The organism is Dorea sp. AM58-8 (genome assembly GCF_003464045.1).
GTDB classification, from domain to species: domain Bacteria; phylum Bacillota; class Clostridia; order Lachnospirales; family Lachnospiraceae; genus Claveliimonas; species Claveliimonas ammoniilytica.
In genome coordinates this window covers 1-20,905 of record NZ_QSDM01000018.1, presented here as the reverse complement: position 1 = coordinate 20,905, position 20,905 = coordinate 1, and the positions used below count along the sequence as shown (strand labels likewise).

The 20,905-nt window shown below is 42.3% G+C and carries 20 protein-coding genes and 4 pseudogenes; 6 read left to right on the top strand and 18 right to left on the bottom strand.

Translation table 11 applies throughout. The features are described from left to right. The 13 genes and pseudogenes from holA to argC form a co-directional block, all read right to left on the bottom strand. Positions 1-996 (bottom strand): DNA polymerase III subunit delta, encoded by a 996-nt coding sequence (holA, locus tag DXA18_RS12170; RefSeq protein ID WP_118384122.1) that lies wholly within the window; start codon positions 994-996, stop codon positions 1-3. Further along, positions 980-1,831, bottom strand: a complete 852-nt coding sequence (locus DXA18_RS12165) for a ComEC/Rec2 family competence protein (protein WP_243007125.1) — start codon at positions 1,829-1,831, stop codon at positions 980-982. Before DXA18_RS12165 ends, holA begins: the two co-directional genes overlap by 17 nt. Before the next feature lie 159 nt (positions 1,832-1,990). Continuing rightward, positions 1,991-3,246: pseudogene (locus DXA18_RS12160) on the bottom strand (ComEC/Rec2 family competence protein); the annotation flags it as partial. Positions 3,247-3,299: 53 nt separating this feature from the next. Further along, complete coding sequence (locus tag DXA18_RS12155; protein WP_118384119.1) at positions 3,300-3,773, bottom strand: GerMN domain-containing protein; 474 nt, start codon at positions 3,771-3,773, stop codon at positions 3,300-3,302. Between the two features lie 9 nt (positions 3,774-3,782). Next, positions 3,783-5,248: pseudogene (locus DXA18_RS12150) on the bottom strand (sensor histidine kinase). After that, the gene (locus DXA18_RS12145) at positions 5,205-5,891 is read right to left on the bottom strand and encodes a response regulator transcription factor (RefSeq protein WP_118384141.1); all 687 of its coding nucleotides are present in this window, start codon (positions 5,889-5,891) and stop codon (positions 5,205-5,207) included. The pseudogene DXA18_RS12150 and the gene DXA18_RS12145 overlap by 44 nt, the downstream one beginning before the upstream one ends. Before the next feature lie 17 nt (positions 5,892-5,908). Next, positions 5,909-6,148, bottom strand: coding sequence for a ComEA family DNA-binding protein (locus DXA18_RS16200; protein ID WP_243007124.1), 240 nt, complete (start codon positions 6,146-6,148; stop codon positions 5,909-5,911). Then, positions 6,085-6,564 carry an SLBB domain-containing protein gene (locus tag DXA18_RS12140; protein ID WP_243007123.1) on the bottom strand — a complete coding sequence of 160 codons (480 nt, stop codon included), beginning with the start codon at positions 6,562-6,564 and terminating at the stop codon, positions 6,085-6,087. Before DXA18_RS12140 ends, DXA18_RS16200 begins: the two co-directional genes overlap by 64 nt. Positions 6,565-6,630: 66 nt before the next feature. Continuing rightward, positions 6,631-7,062: a DMT family transporter gene (locus DXA18_RS12135; protein WP_118384118.1), complete on the bottom strand. Its 432-nt coding sequence runs from the start codon at positions 7,060-7,062 to the stop codon at positions 6,631-6,633. 59 nt (positions 7,063-7,121) lie between these two features. Continuing rightward, positions 7,122-8,018 (bottom strand): acetylglutamate kinase, encoded by an 897-nt coding sequence (gene argB / locus DXA18_RS12130; protein ID WP_118384117.1) that lies wholly within the window; start codon positions 8,016-8,018, stop codon positions 7,122-7,124. Between the two features lie 11 nt (positions 8,019-8,029). Further along, positions 8,030-9,253 (bottom strand): bifunctional glutamate N-acetyltransferase/amino-acid acetyltransferase ArgJ, encoded by a 1,224-nt coding sequence (gene argJ / locus DXA18_RS12125; protein WP_118384116.1) that lies wholly within the window; start codon positions 9,251-9,253, stop codon positions 8,030-8,032. 29 nt (positions 9,254-9,282) lie between these two features. Further along, complete coding sequence (locus DXA18_RS12120) at positions 9,283-9,732, bottom strand: GNAT family N-acetyltransferase (RefSeq protein ID WP_118384115.1); 450 nt, start codon at positions 9,730-9,732, stop codon at positions 9,283-9,285. 53 nt (positions 9,733-9,785) lie between these two features. Then, positions 9,786-10,826 (bottom strand): N-acetyl-gamma-glutamyl-phosphate reductase, encoded by a 1,041-nt coding sequence (argC, locus tag DXA18_RS12115; protein ID WP_118384114.1) that lies wholly within the window; start codon positions 10,824-10,826, stop codon positions 9,786-9,788. Between the two features lie 306 nt (positions 10,827-11,132). On the opposite strand from argC, the gene DXA18_RS12110 reads away from it, so the two are divergent. The 4 genes and pseudogenes from DXA18_RS12110 to metF all read left to right on the top strand — a co-directional run bounded on the left by DXA18_RS12110 (position 11,133) and on the right by metF (position 15,901). Beyond that, entirely contained in the window at positions 11,133-12,359 is a 1,227-nt protein-coding gene (locus tag DXA18_RS12110; protein ID WP_118384113.1) for an argininosuccinate synthase, read from the top strand. Between the two features lie 355 nt (positions 12,360-12,714). Then, positions 12,715-13,431 (top strand): gamma-glutamyl-gamma-aminobutyrate hydrolase family protein, encoded by a 717-nt coding sequence (locus DXA18_RS12105; RefSeq protein WP_118384112.1) that lies wholly within the window; start codon positions 12,715-12,717, stop codon positions 13,429-13,431. Between the two features lie 160 nt (positions 13,432-13,591). Further along, positions 13,592-14,878 (top strand): aminotransferase class I/II-fold pyridoxal phosphate-dependent enzyme, encoded by a 1,287-nt coding sequence (locus DXA18_RS12100; RefSeq protein WP_118384111.1) that lies wholly within the window; start codon positions 13,592-13,594, stop codon positions 14,876-14,878. 154 nt (positions 14,879-15,032) lie between these two features. After that, positions 15,033-15,901 (top strand): annotated as a pseudogene (gene metF, locus DXA18_RS17470) (methylenetetrahydrofolate reductase [NAD(P)H]). Between the two features lie 170 nt (positions 15,902-16,071). Here metF and DXA18_RS12090 read toward each other — a convergent pair. The 4 genes from DXA18_RS12090 to DXA18_RS12075 form a co-directional block, all read right to left on the bottom strand. Further along, a complete protein-coding gene (locus DXA18_RS12090) occupies positions 16,072-16,455 on the bottom strand; it encodes a hypothetical protein (protein WP_199665580.1) in 384 nt (127 codons plus the stop codon). Positions 16,456-16,693: 238 nt separating this feature from the next. Further along, positions 16,694-16,933, bottom strand: a complete 240-nt coding sequence (locus DXA18_RS12085; RefSeq protein WP_005946862.1) for a helix-turn-helix domain-containing protein — start codon at positions 16,931-16,933, stop codon at positions 16,694-16,696. Positions 16,934-16,937: 4 nt separating this feature from the next. After that, on the bottom strand, positions 16,938-17,357 hold the full coding sequence (locus DXA18_RS12080; RefSeq protein WP_008728841.1) for an RNA polymerase sigma factor: 420 nt from the start codon (positions 17,355-17,357) through the stop codon (positions 16,938-16,940). 336 nt (positions 17,358-17,693) lie between these two features. Further along, positions 17,694-18,350, bottom strand: a complete 657-nt coding sequence (locus DXA18_RS12075) for a conjugal transfer protein (protein ID WP_330424566.1) — start codon at positions 18,348-18,350, stop codon at positions 17,694-17,696. A 177-nt stretch (positions 18,351-18,527) separates the two neighbouring features. On the opposite strand from DXA18_RS12075, the gene DXA18_RS12070 reads away from it, so the two are divergent. Beyond that, on the top strand, positions 18,528-19,085 hold the full coding sequence (locus tag DXA18_RS12070) for a TetR/AcrR family transcriptional regulator (RefSeq protein WP_005946872.1): 558 nt from the start codon (positions 18,528-18,530) through the stop codon (positions 19,083-19,085). Positions 19,086-19,359: 274 nt separating this feature from the next. On the opposite strand, the gene DXA18_RS12065 is transcribed toward DXA18_RS12070, so the two are convergent. Then, positions 19,360-19,995, bottom strand: a complete 636-nt coding sequence (locus DXA18_RS12065; RefSeq protein ID WP_005946876.1) for a helix-turn-helix domain-containing protein — start codon at positions 19,993-19,995, stop codon at positions 19,360-19,362. Positions 19,996-20,533: 538 nt separating this feature from the next. Between DXA18_RS12065 and DXA18_RS12060 the strand changes: the two are divergent. After that, positions 20,534-20,905 (top strand): annotated as a pseudogene (locus tag DXA18_RS12060) (replication initiation factor domain-containing protein); the annotation flags it as partial.

Genomic DNA, 20,905 nt, shown 5'->3' with positions numbered 1-20,905 from the left:
CTAAGCTCTCTGCTGTCCACCGATCTGCGGAGACAGTATAAATAATTCCACACAAGTCGTATCCTTCATACGCCCTGTCTTAACGTCTGTTTCCAATTCTACTCCAAGTTCCAGAATATCCCTTAGCTGATCCTGGCTGAAACTTCGGCATTGTCGCATGCATTTGCCTGCTACAAATGGATGAAGCCCCGCTTCAGAAGCAACCTGCTTCTGTGCCATGCCCCGCCGCATCAGTGACTGTACCACCAGAAGTGACCGGAACTGCTTGGTCAGCATGTATAAGATACGCATCGGTGGCTCCTTAAGTGCCAGCAGATCATAATAATAATCCAGGGCTTTCTTCTTATCCCCAACCGCTACTGCATCTACCATTTCAAAAATATGTCCTTCAATCTGTGCGGTACACACCGCATCCACATCCTCGTCTGTAATCTCATCCTGATCGATCGTATAGGTAAAAAGCTTCTCCATCTCTGTCTCAAGATTCTTCATATCCGTGCCTGTCCGATCCAAGATGTGCCGGATCGTGGACTCTCGGATCTGCTTGCCTTCCTTACGGATCAGTCCCATCAGCCAGATTGTCAACGTCTTCTCATCCTGACGCGCCATCTCTACCACGCGCCCTTTATCCTTCACTGTTTTGTATAACTTGTTCCGCTTGTCGATTTCATTCTCCACAAACAGAAAACATGTAGTCTCCGGCAGATTCTTTATATAATCCGCAAACTCCGCCGCACTGCTCTTAAACAGCCCGGAATCCTCGATCACGATCAGTCTGCGTTCTGCAAAAAACGGCATCGTCTCAGCCAGATCAATGATTTCTCCGACAGGAAGCCCCTTACCTTCATAATGGGCATAATTCACAGTATCGCCCTCCGGCAGCATCGCTTTTACCAGACGGTCCCTGTACTGCTTTTTCAGATAATCCTCTTCCCCGTACAGCAGATATATATTCTTAAATTGTCCCTGCTTAATATCTTCATTCAAACTTTTCATAGAACCTATTATACTGGATAATCCGCAAATTTACCACCTCTTTTCCAGTCTGTCTGAGAGTAATCGCACCGCATTCTGCCGTATTCAAAATACTGCATCCTTCCGCCGTTAACCGTTCTATCGTCTCCACATGTGGATGCCCATACCGATTCTCCCGTCCTGCTGAAATAATGGCAAGCCTCGGTTCCGATTTCTTAAGAAATGCTTCTGAAGTAGAATTTCTTGATCCATGATGAGCCACTTTTAATACCGTACAGTCTTCCTTCATATCTTCTGTCAATATATCCTCTCCCTCACCTTCTACATCTCCGGTAAACAGCACCTTCAACTCTCCATACTGTAATTCCAGTACCATAGAAGCTGCATTACCCGATATCTCACCACTTGCTTCTTTAAACCTCTCTGCACACGGTTCCAGACAGGTAAGCGTCACATCTTCCCATGAAATCTCCTGACCTTTCTGTATTGTTACAACACGGATTCCATTGAATGTCGCCAGCTCGTAAAGCTGTTCCAGCTTTTCATCCCATAACTTCTGCTCCGGCAGTACCATACAACCAATAGTTATACCTTCCTGCTGCCGCTCAAGCAGCTCTTCCAGGCCATTGATATGATCCAGATCTCCGTGACTGACAAATACATAGTCAAGCCTTCCCACTCCTCTGCATTTGAGAAATGGCTCAATCTGATATCGCCCCACCTTCTTGGTATCACTACTGCCTCCATCGATCAGACAGGTTCTCCCATCTTCCGTCCGCACAAAGGCACAGTCTCCCTGTCCTACGTCCAGAAATGTGATTTCCAGCCCCGTGTGACGGAACGCAGGACAATTCATCACCAATGCAAAAATGCCTGCTGCCAGTAAAATGAGCCGCAAGCCTGTCCCCGGCATGAGGTGCACGTCCTTCACTTCTTCACACACTTCTTTCTGCTTGCGGTACCAGAACACAACGATTGCTGATATCACATAATACAAAATGATTCCGACTACTCCCGGTCTTCCGGTTGTGAGTCTTCTTCCGGGAAGCTGTTCCGTCCCTTTGCACAATAACTCAAAAAAATCCAGGATATATCCACATCCATACAGCATACTGATTCCTGCCGGACGTATCAGCATAAGTCCCATACTGCCCAGAAACCCAAGTAACAGCACCAGACTCATAAGTGGAATCACGATCAAATTCAATAACACCGACCAGGTCGCAGTTCGTAATAATGATACAGGATCACCGGAACTGTAATCAGTTCAATACTAAGACTGACCAACAGACTCTCTGCCAGTTTCCCAAACGTATTCTTCCCTGACGTGATCAGCGGATAAAGAAACAGCACTGCTCCTACTGCACCGAAGGACAGCTGAAAGCCTGCATCAAAAAATGCCAGCGGTCTCCACCAGATCACAGTTGCCATAGCAAGTGTATACGCAGTCAGTCTGTCATTCACTCTGCCCGTCATATCAGCTCCCACCTGCATACAGAACATAATTACCGCCCGGACTGCCGATACCGTACAACCGATCATCACGATATACATTAACAGAAATGTAATCCCTGCCAAGCCTCCCGCCAGATACGAGCCACTTGTTCTGCGCACAAAACGATAAAAGCCAAGTCCGACAAAAGAAAGATGAAGTCCGGATATTGCCAGAATATGGGCAATCCCATTTACCTGATACTGCTCTTTTATCTCATCATCCATCTGCTGTTTATCTCCCAGAAGCATAGCATTCAGTATCCCGCCTTTTTTCGCTCCCAGGATCTGCAGGACGGCTTCCGACCATCTCTTTCTTAAGAGCCTCAGCCTTTCCCTGAACAGATTAGTATTCCTATTTACAAGTTCTGCTTCTTCTGCCCAGATACAGGCAGGGATTCCTTGTGTTCGATAATACTTCTTTCTGGAAAAAGCGCCGGGATTTCTTTCATTCTCAAAGAATTCCAGAGATCCGGACGCCTTTATCTTATTGCCAAGTGCAAAGGAATGATTTCCTTTGACATATGCAAGAAAATATCGCTCCTGTATGTTCTGTCTGCCATCACTGATTCCAACCCTTTTCAGATACAATGTCTGATACTCTTCCGTTTCGTCTATCCGAAACACCTCACCCGTTACCGTCACCAATCTTCCGTTTTCCACTGTATCCACCGGAAATGTAACAAATATTCCTGCACCAGTCATCATTTCACGACTTACCATAACCAGCATAATGACCAGATACAGCACACATAGAGCAAATAGTTTTCTTTTATTTATTTTATCTTTTATCTTATTAATGATTTTTCGTATAATCTTTTCTATCAGTTCTCTTATTTCTGCACAAAGTCCTCACTGCGCAGATAACCTACCTCATTGCCATGATGATCTTTCAGCACCTCGTCGGCTACATGGAACTGTACTCGCTCCACTCCGTCAAGCTGTGTCACAGTCCGTACTACCGCTGCCTGCAGCAGTGCCTCTGATGCTGCATCCAGAATCTCATACTCCTCGCTGAAATACAGATCAAGCCTTCCGTCTTCCAGACGAATGTCTGTGATCATCAAGTCTGTCGGAATTGCAGGCACGCATTCTACCGAATCCTTTGGATTCTGCATCTTCTTCAGTACTTCCTCTACCTGATCTTCTGCTTTATCAGAGTTCAGATTATATCCCTCGGTATTCAATGCTGTTTCTTCTGAATTGAGATAATAGATTTGCATATCATAAAATTCTTCCTTATGGCATCCCACTGTCAGAAGACAACCGAACATAAGCAATGTAATCATCCATCCACTCTTTTTCATACCTGCCTCCTAACCTGCATAATTGATCGGGATTCTTACGGAAAATGTCGTACCTTCCCCCGGCTGGCTGAACACCTTGATTGCGCCACGGTGCATAACTACTGCATTGCGCGCAATGGAAAGTCCAAGTCCGCTACCGCCGATCTCTCTGGAATGCGACTTATCCACCCGATAGAATCGTTCAAATATATGCTCCGTCTCTGTCTCCGGAATACCGATGCCAGAATCTGCCACTTCTATATAGACATACTTATGATCTGCATTTAAAGAGACATGCACCCAGCCATTCTCCCGGTTATACTTAATCGCATTCTCTACCAGATTGGAAATTGCAAGCGACAGCTTTACTTCATCCACCTCTGCCGTTACCGGACGAAGCTTTCGTATACAACTTCCACATTTGCCTCCGATGCGAGCGGTTGCAGACGCTTCAGAATCTTTTCAATCAGTTCATTGATATTCTCTGACCGGATATTCATGGTTGCTGCCGTCTTATCCATTTTCACCAAAGACAGCAGATCGTTAATAATCTTATTCTCACGCTCGATCTCTTCTGACAGATCCCCCATAAATTCGCGGTACAGTTCCACCGGAACTTCCTCCTGCGACAGCAGAGAATCCGACAGCACCTTCATAGATGTCAATGGTGTCTTCAGCTCATGAGACACGTTGGACACAAATTCCTGACGGGAATCATCCAGCTTCTTCAATCTTCCAAGCATCTGGTTAAATGCATCTGAGATCAGAGTAGTCTCTTTATAGGTATACACGTGCAGATAATCCGCATCATATCCATCCTGAAGATCTCCAATGGATCTGGTAATCCTTGCAAACGGACGCACCATGATCGTTCCCAGGAAAATTGCTGCGATCACTACGATCAGAATAATCGCAAGCTCTGCAATATTCGCTTTCTTTGCCAGCAGTGCTTTGGTCGCTGCAATCGTATCGGTTGATACACTGACAAGCACCACTCCTGTGATCTCACTGTCTTCTGACACTCGGATGGGCGCAGTCACTTCGATAAAACGGTTATCCCTGTCATAGCAAAAAGCCTTGTCCCCGCGGAAACATTTCACTACAGATTCTGCCACCATCTTCCGTCCCACGTCCTTATCATCCGTGTCACTCATGATGCAGAAATCATTGTCAATGACCATAATCCGCCCATGATATACATTTGCAAGCTGTGTAAGCTCTGATTGAATAATGTCTGAAATGCCATTGTCCTGATAATTAGAATTGCTGAGCTGACTGCACAGAATCGTGCACTGATTCTGGATTTCGGCAGTACGCACTTCGACTGCTCTGGTCTCATAGCTTTTAAGAACCAGCCCCTTAAGCACCAGGCACGGAATGATGCCGACAAGCATCAAAAGCACCGTAATATACAGGCGCAGGCTCTTGAATACTCTGATTCTGATATAACGTTTAAGCCTTGAAATAATAACCAACTCCCCACTTTGTATACACATACTTTGGATCGCTTGGATGTGTCTCAATCTTCTCTCTCAGTCTCCGGATATGTACATCCACTGTTCTTGCGTCCCCCGGATATTCGTAGCCCCAGACCATATTCAACAGATTCTCTCTGCTGTATACTTTATTCGGATTCTTTGCCAGAAGCTCCAAAAGATCGAATTCCTTGGCCGTCAGATTCACTTCCCTGTCAGCGATAAACACTCTCCGGCTCTCACAATCAATCTTCATATCCCTGTGAACCAGCAGCTTCTCATCTTCTGATGCATCTTTTCGTCCGATTCTCCTGAAAATCGCCTTGATCCTTGCTTTCACTTCCAGAATATTAAACGGCTTGGTAATGTAATCATCTGCACCGTAATCCAGTCCCAGGATCTTATCCATGTCATCCCCTTTTGCTGTCAGCATGATAATCGGCACATCCGAAAACTCCCGGATCTGTCTGCACACTTCGAATCCGTCAAGTTTCGGAAGCATAATATCCAGCAGGATCATATCATACGTATTCTCTCTGGCATACTTCAGCGCCTCCTCGCCGTCATACGCACAATCTACCTTCATATCATCCTGTTCCAGACTGAAGCGGATTCCCTTTACGATCAGCTTCTCATCGTCTACAACCAGCACTCTTTTATTCATCATGTTACTCTCACCCTCTATATCACAATACTATCTTTGATCTTATTATAAGTTCCTTCTTTAATTCCTTCCACCTGCATCAGTTCATCTACAGAATGGAAACCGCCATTAGATTCCCGGTATCGGATAATGGCGTCTGCTTTCTTCTCTCCGATTCCGGTCAGAGTCATAAGTTCTTCCCTGGATGCCGCATTCAGATGCACTTTTCCATCGGTTCCCTCTGCCGATGATGTCTCCTGCGTCTGACCTTCTGGCATTGTCTCCGCTTCTTCTGTCGATGGTACATAAATCTTCTGCCATCCTCTGCTGTCTCAGCCTGATTCACCCAGTCCGTTGATGCTGTGTCAAGCATCCCGCCTGCTGCATCGATTGCCTGACAGATTCTGCTTCCTTCCGGGAGCTCATAGACCCCGGGACTTGCCACCTGCCCGCATACAAATACATAGATCACACCTTCGCTCCCTGCTTTGTTCACAGGTTCTGTATCTACCGTCTGCTCCGTCTCATCTGCCTTGTTTTCCGTCTCATCTGACACTTCTACAGACTCGGTTTTCTCTCTCTGCTGCACTTCTTCCAGCGTATCTGAACTCTTCTCTTTACTGCATCCCGACACCACCACAAGCAGAATGCAAATCATTATGACTACTGTTATTCTCTTTTTCCTGTCCCGCATATTTGCTCCTTTACAGCTGTCGACACTGTAAATACCCTCTTTCTATGCTCAGGTAAGAATATTCTACTATTTCCACTGGAAAATTGCAACTCCAATCAGCGCCAGCACCATACCGCCTACCTTCCTCCATTCCAATGGTTCTTTCTCTATGCCAAAGAGCCCCAGAAGTTCAATTACGTAAGCCACAATGAGCTGTGAAATAACGATCAGAAGTGCTGCTTTTGCAGGTCCCAGCTGATCCATGCTCTTAATAACTGTCCAAGTAATCCCCGCACCGATGGCACCTCCTAGCAGCATATATTTGGGTTCGACTTCTGCGATCGTACGGATCTCATCCCGTCCTGCGATTAGCCATGCTACTGCACACACGAGAAAAGCACTGAACTGTACCCAGCCGTTGCTTACCCACATACCTGTCGTCTTCGTCACCTGTGTGTTAAATACCCCTTGAACGCTCATCAGAGCACCCGAAAGAAGCGCAATCAAAAAACCAATCATAGATCTACCTCCTGTTATCCTACAGTTAGTATATCCACTGATTGGTTTTTTAGACGACTCTATTTGTTAGAATACATTTCATCGCCATCTTTCAGGATAGCGGTTCCGATTCCTTTGTTCGTAAAGATCTCCAGCAGCAGACAGTGCGGAATTCTTCCATCCAGGATATGTACTCTGGATACGCCATTCTCAATGGCGTCAATGCAGTTATTCAGCTTCGGCAGCATACCGCCTCCGATATAACCTTTTTCGATAAATTCCTTTGCCTCAGAAATCTGAAGTTCTGAGATCAGCGTAGACGGATCGTTTGGATCTTTGTACACGCCTTCGATATCTGTCAGAAATGCAAGCTTCTCTGCATTCATTGCACGGGCAATGGCACATGCCGCATCATCTGCATTGATATTATAGGTATGGAAGCTGTCATCCAGACCGATCGGACATACGATCGGAAGAAAATCTTTGTCCAGAAGATCCCACAGAATATCTGCATTTACCTTCTGTACCTCCCCTACGTATCCGATATCTTCGCCATTGGAATATTTCTTCGTAACATTCAAAAGTCCACCATCCTTGCCACTGAGACCGATGGCGCGTACGCCCAGACTCTCTACCATCTGTACCAGCTCTTTGTTGACCTTTCCCAGTACCATCTCAGCCAGTTCCATGGTAGGTTCATCTGTAACGCGAAGACCGTTGATGAATTTCGGTTCCATGCCAACCTTGCTTACCCAGCGGCTGATCTCCTTACCACCGCCATGTACAATGATCGGTTTAAATCCAACCAGCTTCAGCAGTGTCACATCTTCGATGACACGCTTTTTCAGATTCTCATCTACCATCGCACTTCCGCCGTATTTTACAACGATAACCTTACGGTTAAACTTCTGGATATATGGCAACGCCTCGATCAACACCTCTGCCTTATCCAGATACTGCTTCATATTTTTATCCATTTTCCCGTCTCCTAACTTCTGTAATCTGCATTGATCTCAATATAGCCATGTGTCAGATCACATCCCCATGCCGTTGCCTCTGCATCACCCATTTTCACATCAGCAATTGCTGTTACTTCCGGCTGTGAAAGAATCTCCGTTGCCTTCTCTTCGCTGAAATCAAGTGCTACGCCATCTTCTGCAATCTGGATCTTGCCTGCTTTGCTCTCGAAGAACAGATCTACTTTCTCAGGATCAAACTGTGCTCCGGAATAACCCATCGCACATACGATTCTTCCCCAGTTGGCATCGTGACCTGCAATAGCTGTCTTGGTAAGGTTAGAACATGCGATTGACTTGGCAAGCACTTTAGCTGCTTCCACACTCTCAGCACCCTTTACTTTGACTTCAAAAAGTGCTGTTGCACCTTCACCATCTCCTGCAATCTGCTTTGCAAGATATTCATTGATCTCGTGAAGCGCAGCCTTGAATGTCTGATAATCTTCTGTACCATACTCGATCACAGGGTTCTCGGCCATACCATTTGCCAGCACAAGTGCCGTATCATTGGTTGAGGTATCTCCATCTACAGAGATCATATTATAAGTATCTACAACATCTTCACTCAGTGCTTTCTGCAGTGCTTCCTTTGTAATAACAGCATCTGTTGTAACAAATGCAAGCATAGTGCACATATTTGGATGGATCATGCCGGAACCTTTCGCCATACCTCCGATAGTTACGGTCTTACCACCCACCTGAATAGTCACTGCCAGTTCTTTCTCATGAGTGTCTGTAGTCATAATAGCTTTGGCAGCCTCTGTACCATTCTCAATACTGTCATTCTTCTTACCAGCCAGTACTTCGATGCCTGCTGTCAGCCTATCGATTGGCATCTGCTTACCGATGACGCCGGTAGAACCAATCAGAACTCCTTCTGCATCTACGGACAGATATTTAGCTGCTGCTTCTGCTGTATCCTTGCAATATCCAAAACCCTCTGCTCCGGTACATGCATTAGCTATGCCTGAGTTCACGATCACTGCCTGCGCTTTCTTGCCGCTGTCTACGACCTGGCGATCCCATTTCACAGGCGCTGCTTTTACCACATTAGTAGTAAATGTTCCTGCCGCCTCGCATGGTACCTGACTGTAGATCAGTGCCATATCTGTTCTGTCTTTATATTTAATACCTGCTGCTGTACTTGCTGCTTCAAATCCTTTTGCTGCGGTAACTCCACCTTTGATTTTCTCCATGTTCTTTCCCTTTCTTATTATCTGTTCGTTTATACGCCCTGATTAAATGCAGTAATATTCTCTGCATTCAGTGTAAAATCATAGTAATTCAGATCCAGTCTTCTGGTCCAGCCAATCGTATTCCAAAATGCATTACCACCATCGTTACTGGTAAATGCGATCAGGCATACTTTATTGATATGCTCTGCTTTCAGTGCTTCCATAGACGCTACTACCATTGCCTTGCCAATTCCATGTCTACGATAATTCTCATCCACGCATACATGATAGAAACAGCCCCGTCTTCCGTCATGTCCGCAAAGGATGCTTCCGACAATCCTGCCATCCTTCTCAGCAACCACACTGGTCGTAGGATTCCGCTTCAGAAACCGGTCCACGCCTTTCCTGGAATCGTCGATACTGCGAATGCCAAATCCGCGGATTTTCTTCCACAACGCATATACTTCATCATAATCTTCGATAGTCATTACCCTTATCATTATTCTTCTCCATTCTGTCCCGTAATCGGATCTGTGCCCTGTATCACACGATACTATGGGAACATCGGCACAAGGTTCAGTCCTTCTGCTTCATCCAGTCCAAACATCAGGTTCATATTCTGAACAGCCTGTCCTGCTGCTCCTTTTACCAGATTATCGATGGCTCCCATCATGATAATCCGATTCGTACGCGGATCAATCTTGAAATTAATATCCACATAATTACTGCCCTCTACCCATTTGGTCTCCGGCAGTTCGTTCTCCTTCAGCACACGGACAAACTTCTCATCTGCATAGTATTTATCATAAATTGCTTTTACATCTTCATAAGTAACATCTTTTTTCAGAGATGCATATTCCGTAGCCAGAATACCACGGTTCATCGGCACAAGATGCGGTGTGAAATTGATCACTACTTTTTCACCGGATGCATATCCAAGCTGCTCCTCGATCTCCGGTGTATGTCTATGCGTAGCCACACCGTAAGGCTTCATATTCTCATTAACTTCACAGAACAGATTCGGAAGCTTTGCTCCTCTTCCTGCTCCGGAAGTACCGGACTTGGCATCTACGATCAATGTGCTCATATCAATGATGCCTTCTTTTGCCAATGGATATGCAGTCAAAATAGAGCATGTGGTATAGCATCCCGGATTAGCTACCAGTCTTGCTCCCTTTACCTTATCTCTGTTGATCTCGCACAATCCATATACCGCCTCGTTGATAAACTCTGGACTCTTATGCTCAATGCCGTACCATTTCTCATAGACCGATACATCTTTAATACGAAAGTCCGCACTCAGATCGATGATCTTTGTCTTCGATAATATATCTTCATTCACCAGAGAGGCGCACAGTCCCTGTGGTGTAGCTGTAAAGATCACATCCACCTGTCTGGCAAGTTCATCCATATTATCATCCATACAAGCGGCATCCACGATCTGGAACATATTGCGGTATACATCCGCATACTGTTTGTCCACATAACTTCTCGAACCATACCACACAATCTCTGCTTCTTTATGTCCTGTAAGTATTCTTACAAGCTCTGCTCCAGCATAACCAGTAGAACCTATAATTCCAACTTTAATCATATTGTTACCCTCTCTTTCGCAATATCGATGTTTTAATACATAGTTTAGACCACTATTTGTCCATTGTAAATACTCTGCCTTTGATTTTTATATTTTTTGTGCATATTAATTCATTTTTCACGCATATTATTCATCTCTATTTACAGTATTTACCTTGCATATTTATAAATTTTAGTGTATAGTTGGTGTTGTCATTTGATAAAGCAAGCATAACCGTTCGAAATATCCGGTCTGTCTGACCAGGTTTTTGAACAGTTATATTTATTAAACATTAACACACATTTACAAATCGGAGGGTATTTAATTATGAAAGAAAAAGTTGTTCTTGCATATTCTGGCGGACTTGATACAACAGCGATCATTCCGTGGCTGAAAGAAACATTTGATTACGACGTTGTCTGCTGCTGTATCGACTGTGGACAGGCAGAAGAGCTTGACGGACTGGAAGAGCGTGCTAAAATGTCCGGCGCTTCCAAATTATATATTGAAGATATCGTAGACGATTTCTGCGACAATTACATTGTACCATGTGTACAGGCACACGCTGTATACGAGGACAAATATCTGTTAGGTACATCTATGGCTCGTCCTGCTATCGCTAAGAAACTGGTAGAGATTGCCAGAAAAGAAGGCGCTGTTGCAATCTGCCACGGTGCTACCGGTAAAGGAAATGACCAGATCCGTTTCGAACTTGGTATCAAAGCTCTGGCTCCGGACATCAAGATCATTGCTCCTTGGAGAATGACAGATGTATGGACCATGCAGTCACGCGAAGATGAAATCGAATACTGTAAAGCACATGGCATCGACCTTCCATTTGACGCAAGCCACAGCTACAGCCGCGACCGTAACATCTGGCATATCAGCCACGAAGGTCTGGAACTGGAAGATCCGGCTAACGAACCTAATTACGATCACCTGCTGGTACTTGGTGTTACACCAGAAAAGGCACCAGATGAGCCGGAATACGTTACAATGACATTTGAAAAAGGTGTACCGAAAAGCGTTAACGGCGTAGAAATGAAGGTATCTGACATCATCCGCAAGCTGAACGAACTTGGCGGCAAGCATGGTATCGGTATCATCGATATCGTTGAGAACCGTGTTGTAGGTATGAAATCTCGTGGTGTATACGAGACACCTGGCGGAACCATCCTGTACGAAGCACATCAGCAGCTGGAAGAACTGGTATTAGACCGTGCTACTTATGAAGTAAAAGAAGAGATGGGCAATAAGCTGTCTCAGGTAGTATATGAAGGAAAATGGTTCACACCACTGCGCGAAGCAATCCAGGCATTCATCGAAAGCACACAGGAATATGTGACAGGTGAAGTAAAATTCAAACTGTACAAAGGTAATATCACAAAAGCCGGTACTACTTCTCCATACTCACTGTACAGCGAGTCTCTTGCAAGCTTCACAACCGGTGATCTGTATGACCACCACGATGCAGACGGATTCATCAATCTGTTCGGTCTGCCGTTAAAGGTTCGTGCTATGAAGATGCAGGAAGCAAAAAATCACACCAACTAATCTTCATATCTATGAAGCAGCTTGATAAGCTGGCTATGATTTTATCAGGAGCACTGCATAAGCAGTGCTCCTTTTGCATATATTACGATGCCAGGGTCAAAAGATCTAAATCCACATGAGCTTGCTCATACGTGGATAAAAGATCTTGGGACCCGCCCCAATATGAGCTTAAAAGTGGGATGACAATCCCACGATATGCGAATAATTGGAAGGATTGCGGGAGTGCATAGCACGAAGCAATCCGTGGCATCTTAGCCGTAATCACATCGCATGCAATCCGTGGCATCTTAGCTGTAATCACATTGCATGCAATCCGTGGCATCTTAGCCGTAATCACATCATTAAAGGAGCCTTCATGAAACCAGTCATCGGTATCGCAGTCTGCGGATTCTCAGAATCCCCAAGCGCGCAGCGTCAGTTTGTATCCACACCTTATATTCATGCCATTGAGGCTTCCGGCGGTATCCCTGTACTGCTTCCGATCACCGATATCTGCCCTTCTATGGATGAGCTGTCTTTCTGTGACGGTTTCCTGTTCTGCGGCGGTAACGATATCACTCCCGCTCTTCTTGGCGAAGATCCTTTGCCGGGTATTGGCACAACAGACCTAGCCACTGATATATTTCATCTAGCCCTGATCCGGTCAGTTCTTTCCTATAACAGACCTCTTCTTGCAATCTGCCGTGGTATGCAAGTCTTAAACGCTGCACTTGGCGGAAGTATTTACCAGGACATCTCACTTACCCAAGAGCCTTGCATCAGTCATTTTCAGCAGACATTCCATCGAAGTGACCCTTCCCACAAAGTAACATTTACGAAAAACAGTATACTCCACAGGCTCTTTGGCTCTTATACCTTCACTAATTCTTATCACCATCAGATTATCCAAGCCCCTGCACCGCATCTGATCCCATCTGCCTTTACCGATGACGGTGTGATCGAAGCGCTGGAGTCTGATGCCCACACATTTGCCCTGGGTGTCCAGTGGCATCCGGAATGCATGTACGATACCAATCCCGATATGTGTGCTTTATTTGATCTTTTCATAACAATTTCTTGCAAAAATGAATAAAATTTGCATTTACATTTCACATACATTCATTTTTATCGCCAAAATTGAAGTTTTTATAATTTATTTTGCAAGAAATAATTGACGATTTTTCAATTTATGGTAAAATTATACACGTTGATGTTATCACATAAGTATATAAGTAATTGGAGGATGTGTTGAAGTGACTGCGTATAAGGATTTATCAAAAGAAGAATTGTTAAGCTTAAAAAGTAATCTGGAGAAAGAATTCAAGAAAGTAAAAGCCAAAGGCATCAAGTTGGATATGTCACGTGGTAAGCCATCTACCGAACAGCTGAATCTGTCTATGGGTATGATGGATGTACTCACAAGTGACTCAGACCTTGTGTGTGAAGAAGGTGTTGACTGCCGTAACTATGGTGTTTTGGACGGAATCAAAGAAGCCAAACAGCTTCTTGCAGATATGATGGAAGTCCCAAAAGACAATATTATCATCTTCGGCAATTCCAGTCTGAATGTTATGTACGACACCATTGCACGTTCTATGACACACGGTGTTATGGGAAGCACTCCATGGTGCAAACTGGACAAGGTTAAGTTCTTATGTCCGGTACCTGGATACGACCGTCACTTTGCCATTACCGAATACTTTGGAATAGAAATGATCAATATCCCGATGACTCCAACCGGTCCTGACATGGATATGGTCGAAGAATACGTTAATAATGATCCTGCTGTAAAGGGTATCTGGTGTGTACCGAAATACTCCAACCCGCAGGGAATCACATACTCAGACGAGACAGTTCACCGTTTCGCCAAACTGAATCCGGCTGCTGAAGACTTCCGTATCTTCTGGGACAATGCATACGGTATTCATCACCTGTATGAGGACAAGCAGGATTACCTGATCGAGATCCTGATGGAATGTAAGAAAGAAGGACACCCTGACATGGTATACAAATTCGCTTCTACTTCCAAGATCAGCTTCCCAGGTTCCGGTATCGGTGCTATCGCTGCATCAGATGCCAACCTTGCTGACATCCGCAAGCAGATGAAAATCCAGACCATCGGTCATGACAAATTAAATCAGCTGCGCCACGCAAGATTCTTTGGAGATATCCACGGCATGGTTCAGCATATGAAGAAACACGCAGACATCATGCGTCCAAAGTTCGACGCTGTACTTGATACTCTGGAAACAGAGCTTGGCGGACTGGAGATTGGTTCCTGGATCGCACCGCGCGGAGGATATTTCATTTCCTTCGATTCCATGGACGGATGCGCTAAGGCAATCGTAGCCAAGGCAAAAGAAGCAGGTCTTGTAATGACCGGTGCAGGTGCTACATTCCCATACGGCAAGGATCCAAAAGATTCCAACATCCGTATTGCACCTTCTTATCCGACACTGCAAGAGATCCGGGAAGCTGCTAAAATCTTCGTACTCAGCGTGAAACTGGTAAGCATTGACAAGTTGCTTGAAAATAAGTAACTACGCAGCAGTGAGAAAGCACGTGTTATCGTGCGGTTTTGCGAATGCATGAGTGGGTTCTGAACAGTTACGCAAATAAACCCTAACCTAAAAGCATAGAAAGACAGCAGATCATAATGGTCTGCTGTTTTTCAGACAACGAGGTATACATACGATGAAAATAAGAGAATTACTCAGACAAGAACAGACCTCCTTATCCTTCGAGGTCTTTCCTCCAAAAAAAGATACTGATTTTGCCAATGTAGAAACTGCCACTCTCGGCATCGCCAAACTGCAGCCAAGCTACATGAGCGTTACTTACGGTGCCGGTGGAAGCACAAAGGGCAATACGATCCAGCTTGCAAGCGAGATTCAGCAGAAATACAACGTACCTGCTATCTCACATCTGACCTGCGTATGTGCAAGCAAAGAAAACATCAAAACTGCACTGAATGAAATGAAATCCGCAGGCATCGAGAATATCCTTGCACTCAGAGGCGACTTGCCAAATAACTTCGAGGGTGAAGTATTTACTGACTTTGCCCACGCTTCCGAACTGGTAGCATTTATCAAAGAAAACGGTGACTTCTGTGTCGGCGGAGCTGCTACCCGGAAGTACACCCGGATTCTCCGACCAAAGCAGATGACCTTGAAGGTTTAAAAAGAAAAGTTGAAGCCGGATGCGAATATCTCACAACCCAGATGTTCTTCGATAACAATATCTTCTTCAACTTCATGTACCGCGTAAGAGAAGCCGGAATCACCGTTCCGATCATCCCGGGTATCATGCCGATCACCAGACGCGCTCAGGTAAAGAATGCTGTGAAACTCTCTGGCTGTAACGTACCGGAGCGTTTCAAGAACATCGTAGACCGTTTTGGCGACAACGAAGCTGCCATGAAACAGGCCGGCATTGCTTACGCTACAGACCAGATCATCGATCTGCTGGCAAATGGAGTAAAGCATATCCATGTATACTCTATGAATAAACCGGAGATTGCTGCAGGTATCCAGGCAAATCTGTCAGAGATATTAAAAGCATAGAATGTTACTTAAGAAAATCCAGCAGACCTGACCGGTCCGCTGGATTTTAACTTAACATATATACGTTATTCTCTTGCATTACAATAAATAGTTTTCATTCACCAAGTACATATACATCCACCTGTGTCTGATCAATCACATCTATATCCTTCCATTCCGCCTTACGTATTCTAATCATCATTCATCTTTTCCTTTATCTGTTCAATCTCTTCATCTGTAACATCATAAAATTCTTTAATTTCGGCATTTGAATAATTCTTTTTGATCATTTTATATATTATTTCAAGCTTGGCTTCTTCTCGCACTTCATCACGCATCTTTTCCATTTCCTTACACATAATCTCCACTCCTTTCACGTCTTCCTTGAAATAACGAACTCTATTTGCTAATACTGTATTATACATATCCCCCGCATCTGTACACCAGAAATCGTGCATCAATCTGCCAAGCGTCGTTTCGTCAGCAATCCTGGAATTCACATATATGATATGCTCTTCATCATAAAACAACTCTCCATTTTCCAGAATAACACGTTCAATATGATATATCGGCAAATTACCTTTTAAAACATCATTTTCTGTGATAAATATTACATACGTTTATCCTTAAATTTTATATCTGATTTTTGATTATCCGCATAAACACTATACTTTCAAACATTTTGAAGTATAGAAAACTATTCATTTTACCACGAATTTACCACGATTGAATGAGCCTTGATATGACACAAAAACAACATGGGAGATAGCACAAATATCTGTGTATCTCCCGTTTTTCATTCATGTAGTATGATTATTTTACTCTGATTTCAAATTTCAAGATTGCTTTCATCATTTCTGTATGGATTTGACCTTTTAATTCTTCATCAACCTGCATAATGATTTTACCACTTTCAGAGTGGTAAAACGGACGCAAGCATAATTTACATATATAAGCGTCATAAAACTTCAAAATCTCTCTTATGGCAGTTTCATTTCCAGCAGACGCTTGACATATTACTTTTAATGTAGGGTAGCCATATTCTTTTTTCATTGGTTCAATTCCTTTCTTTCAATACTGTTTTTAGTTTCTTCAATCCGTTACTTCTTCTGCGATAAATAGCAGAACGTGATACATGATATAATTCGGCTATTTCTTGGTCGCTCATACTTTGAAAATAGCGTAATAGAATTACATCACGCTCTTTATTCGATAACTTATATAAAGCAACAGCAAGTTTCTCATTTGATATTTGAATTGTAAAATTCAAGACTTCAAACGAAATGTAATCACAAGAATAGTTATCCTTAGTTACACATTCAACATTTTTCGTATCTGATAATTCACAGAATAAAACTTCACGCTTAGAACGTCTTGCAAACTGTCTGTTTCTGTTTTTTACTGTGCATTTAATAACAGTCATCATCAAAGCATTAAACTGTATTCTAACGATATGCTCGAAAGAAGATGGGTTCATAATCTCACCTCCTTTCCGCATACGCTGAAATATATAAACGGAGATACCGTCTATATCTTTGGAAAATACAAAAAGAAGAACAAGAAAAAAGTCCGTACAAAATATACCGTCTGTACGAACTTTTAATATTGTAAAATATTTAGTTGTTGATAAAATGCTGTTAGGTAGTGCATAATCGTATAAGATTATTCCTAAAACTTTCCACAGCAGTTACTTTCAATGCTTTTATATCTTGCTTTTTTAGTCCTATCATAATAACCTTTCTTATCATAATTGCAAATTTATAAATTCATTAGTATTAAAACTGAAATTCAAATACATTACTAAAATCATTGTTCAAGACATAATAAACTTTATTTTTTCTGTAGAATATACAAATGAAACCCTAGTTGCCCACAAGTCTTTTTGAGAAACAGATTTTAATACTTTAAATGCGTCATTTACTGAAAAATCTTTATCATATCCTGCCAATAACTCTTTAGCCACTTCGTATCTTGTATCCCCAGAAACAATGTACGGCTTTGTTATATCTGGTTTTAGAATAGAATAATTTGTAATAAGTGAAAAATTTTCTTGTTCATATCTATACCCAATTCCGGGTTCAATAATTAAAACTCGTCCTTTTTTATCAGAAAGCATAGCTTGCATAGTAGCATCTGGTGCATAAATAATTTTTTTCTTTTTAACAATGTCCAAGGCTTTATCAAAAGAAATCTCTGCCTTAATGAATTTTTCTGTTAATTCAGATATTGTAATACAATCCTCGCTTTCTATATACCTTGCATTTTCATTACCATGAACATAAAGAAGTGTTCCTACATTACCATTTTTATTTATCCCATGAAATGAATGATACATACCGTCAGGCATTTTAATACCAATATAAAATCTATTTTCTTCGGTAATTACAGTATGATCCCATACAGAAAGGTCAATATCAAAATTAAAACCAACAATTTTATCTATACCATTGTAAACAAATCTTGTACACATATACTCACTCCTCAAAATACTACTTCAAATAGTTATTTAACTAATTCAATTAGTATTTTAAAATGTTTTTGTAGGAAAGTCAATAAATAATCATAATTTTCTAATTGTGTTATTGACTACACTAATTCAATTAGCTAGAATTGTGTTTGTATGATATTTTGAATGAGGTGCATAACTATGAAAACCACTAAAGAAGCAGTAATAAAAGCAACATCAGACTTAGCAGATGAAAAAGGATTAAATAACGTTTCGTTAAAAGCTGTTGCTCAAAAATTAAACATTCGTACACCATCTTTATATAATCACATAGAAAGTTTAGATAATCTTCTTTTAGAAGTTGCTCATAATGGTATGCGTGACATGAATGAAAGAATGATGAAAATTGCCGTTGGAAAAATAGGGAAAGAAGCAATTAAGTTAGTTTCTATCGAATACCTAAACTATATGATTGAACACCCCGGAGTTTATGAAACAATTCAATGGGCTGTGTGGCACGGAACAGAGGAAACAGCAACCATTTTTAACAACTATCTTTCATTATTAACTACTCTTATCCAATCGTGCAGTCTTAACAAAGACAAAACACTTGAAATATTAAATATGCTTACTGGAATAATTCACGGTTATACAACTTTGCAATTAGGAAACGCTTTTTCTGCCTCAGATAAAGTTAGATTTGAATTAGCTGAAGCGATAGATACTTTATTAGTCGGGATTTTCCAGAAGTATAAATAATATATTTAGGCTTGCAAATCAATACAGAACTGCAAGCCTTTTTCTTTTATCCAACAATCTTCCAGTTACTATTCCTTATATAGCCCAAACTTGTACCGTGACAATTTCATTGATATTATCCGATTTACCACAAATCAAATTTTATCTTTTCTTCCTCTTGATTACCCTCCACAGAAAAGAAAAAGCCCTGTCAAGAGCCTTGCCACCATTGGTGGTGCTTTGCACTCTTTACTGGGCTTTTTGTTTGCTGTATCTTCTACAAAGAGGAAAAAAGTTATTCGTCCTCATCATCAAAATGGTTATTTTTCAATACTTCCCGTAATAATTCCATATCTTCTTTTGAATTGGGGTTTATCATTTTTACGACTTGATAAGGTGTCCTATATTTATGTCCCTCTATGCTTTCCCCGAACATATCCATGCTGTATAAATCATCATAGCGGTCTAACAGTTTTTGAAACTTCAAATGCTGGATAAATTCTTTGATTGGATAAAGGTCGGACGCTACAATACTTTTCCCGTTGATGTAGTCGGTAATATATTCCCGTAACTTTTCCAACTCATATTCCAGCCATTCTTCCTCGCTGTCAAAGAAGTTGTCATAATGTCCATGTTTTAGTTCTGCATTTAATCGTTCTTCAATTCTTAAAAACTGGCAGACTTCCTTTTCGGATTGATTAACATACTTCCATTCTCCCGATAATAATTCATTGGGCATTACACCCAGCACGTCCATTATCTTTTCTAATGTATCAAAGGTAGGAAAATTCACACCTCGTTCAATCTTGGAAAGGCTCTGCATATTGATACCGATTTTATCCGCAAGTTCCTGTTGTTTCATTCCTCTGTGTTTTCTTATGGTCTGTATGTTCTCTCCTAAGAAACTGATTTTCTTTTCATAATGCTCCATAACTTAGTATAACCGCTCCTTTCGTTGCTTTTCTTGGTATTTATAAGCATATCATACTTAATCTACATCTAAAAGTCAACAAAAACTTCTTGACAAGTAATTCTAATGGCGTTATTATCGTATCAGATAGAGTGATTAAGCACGATAGGGTCAATCACACGCTTGAGTAAGCATAGAGAAGATACATTTTCACTTTGATAGCATGAATAAGCATGGACTATCAGACCGAAAATAGTGGTTTCCAAAAGGGGCTGGCTGGACGGGGCACGTCCCCCAGACGTGTTCGGACAGACAGTTCCTTTTGGAAAAGGAACGCCTAAAGGCGTTCGCAGAGGGCGTATATGTAACACCGCACTGCGCATACATGTCATAGTACCTAGAAACTGTGATAAATAAAGGACAAAACACGATTTTTACCCCGCAAAAAAACGGGGGCATACGAAAGGAGCAATGCACTATAACTACACACAAAAATTTATCCGTTAAGATTGATTACATCAGTATTGTATTTGATACTGCAACCGCTGAAGATATCATCATGCACATTTTAGGTTTACCGACTGATATTTTCAATGTCTATCCGGCAAGCATTAAATACAAAACCTATCAAGCACGCTGGCAGATTGGAGATATTTATGTATCGGGGGACGCAAGGAAAACAGAGGACAACCCACAAGGGTTAGGCTGTTATCTTGTTATGACCGGCAGAGGTTGTGATGATATTTTCCGTATTCTCGACAGTAGGATTATACCTTTGGGGATATGTTCAAACATTGTGAGCGAAGATACGGACGGGATAACTTCCACTTCACAAGGCTTGATATTGCCATTGACGATAAAAACGAAAAGCCATTTTTTACCATAGAGCAGATAAAGAAGAAATGCGAAAAAGAGGAATTTATCTCGAATA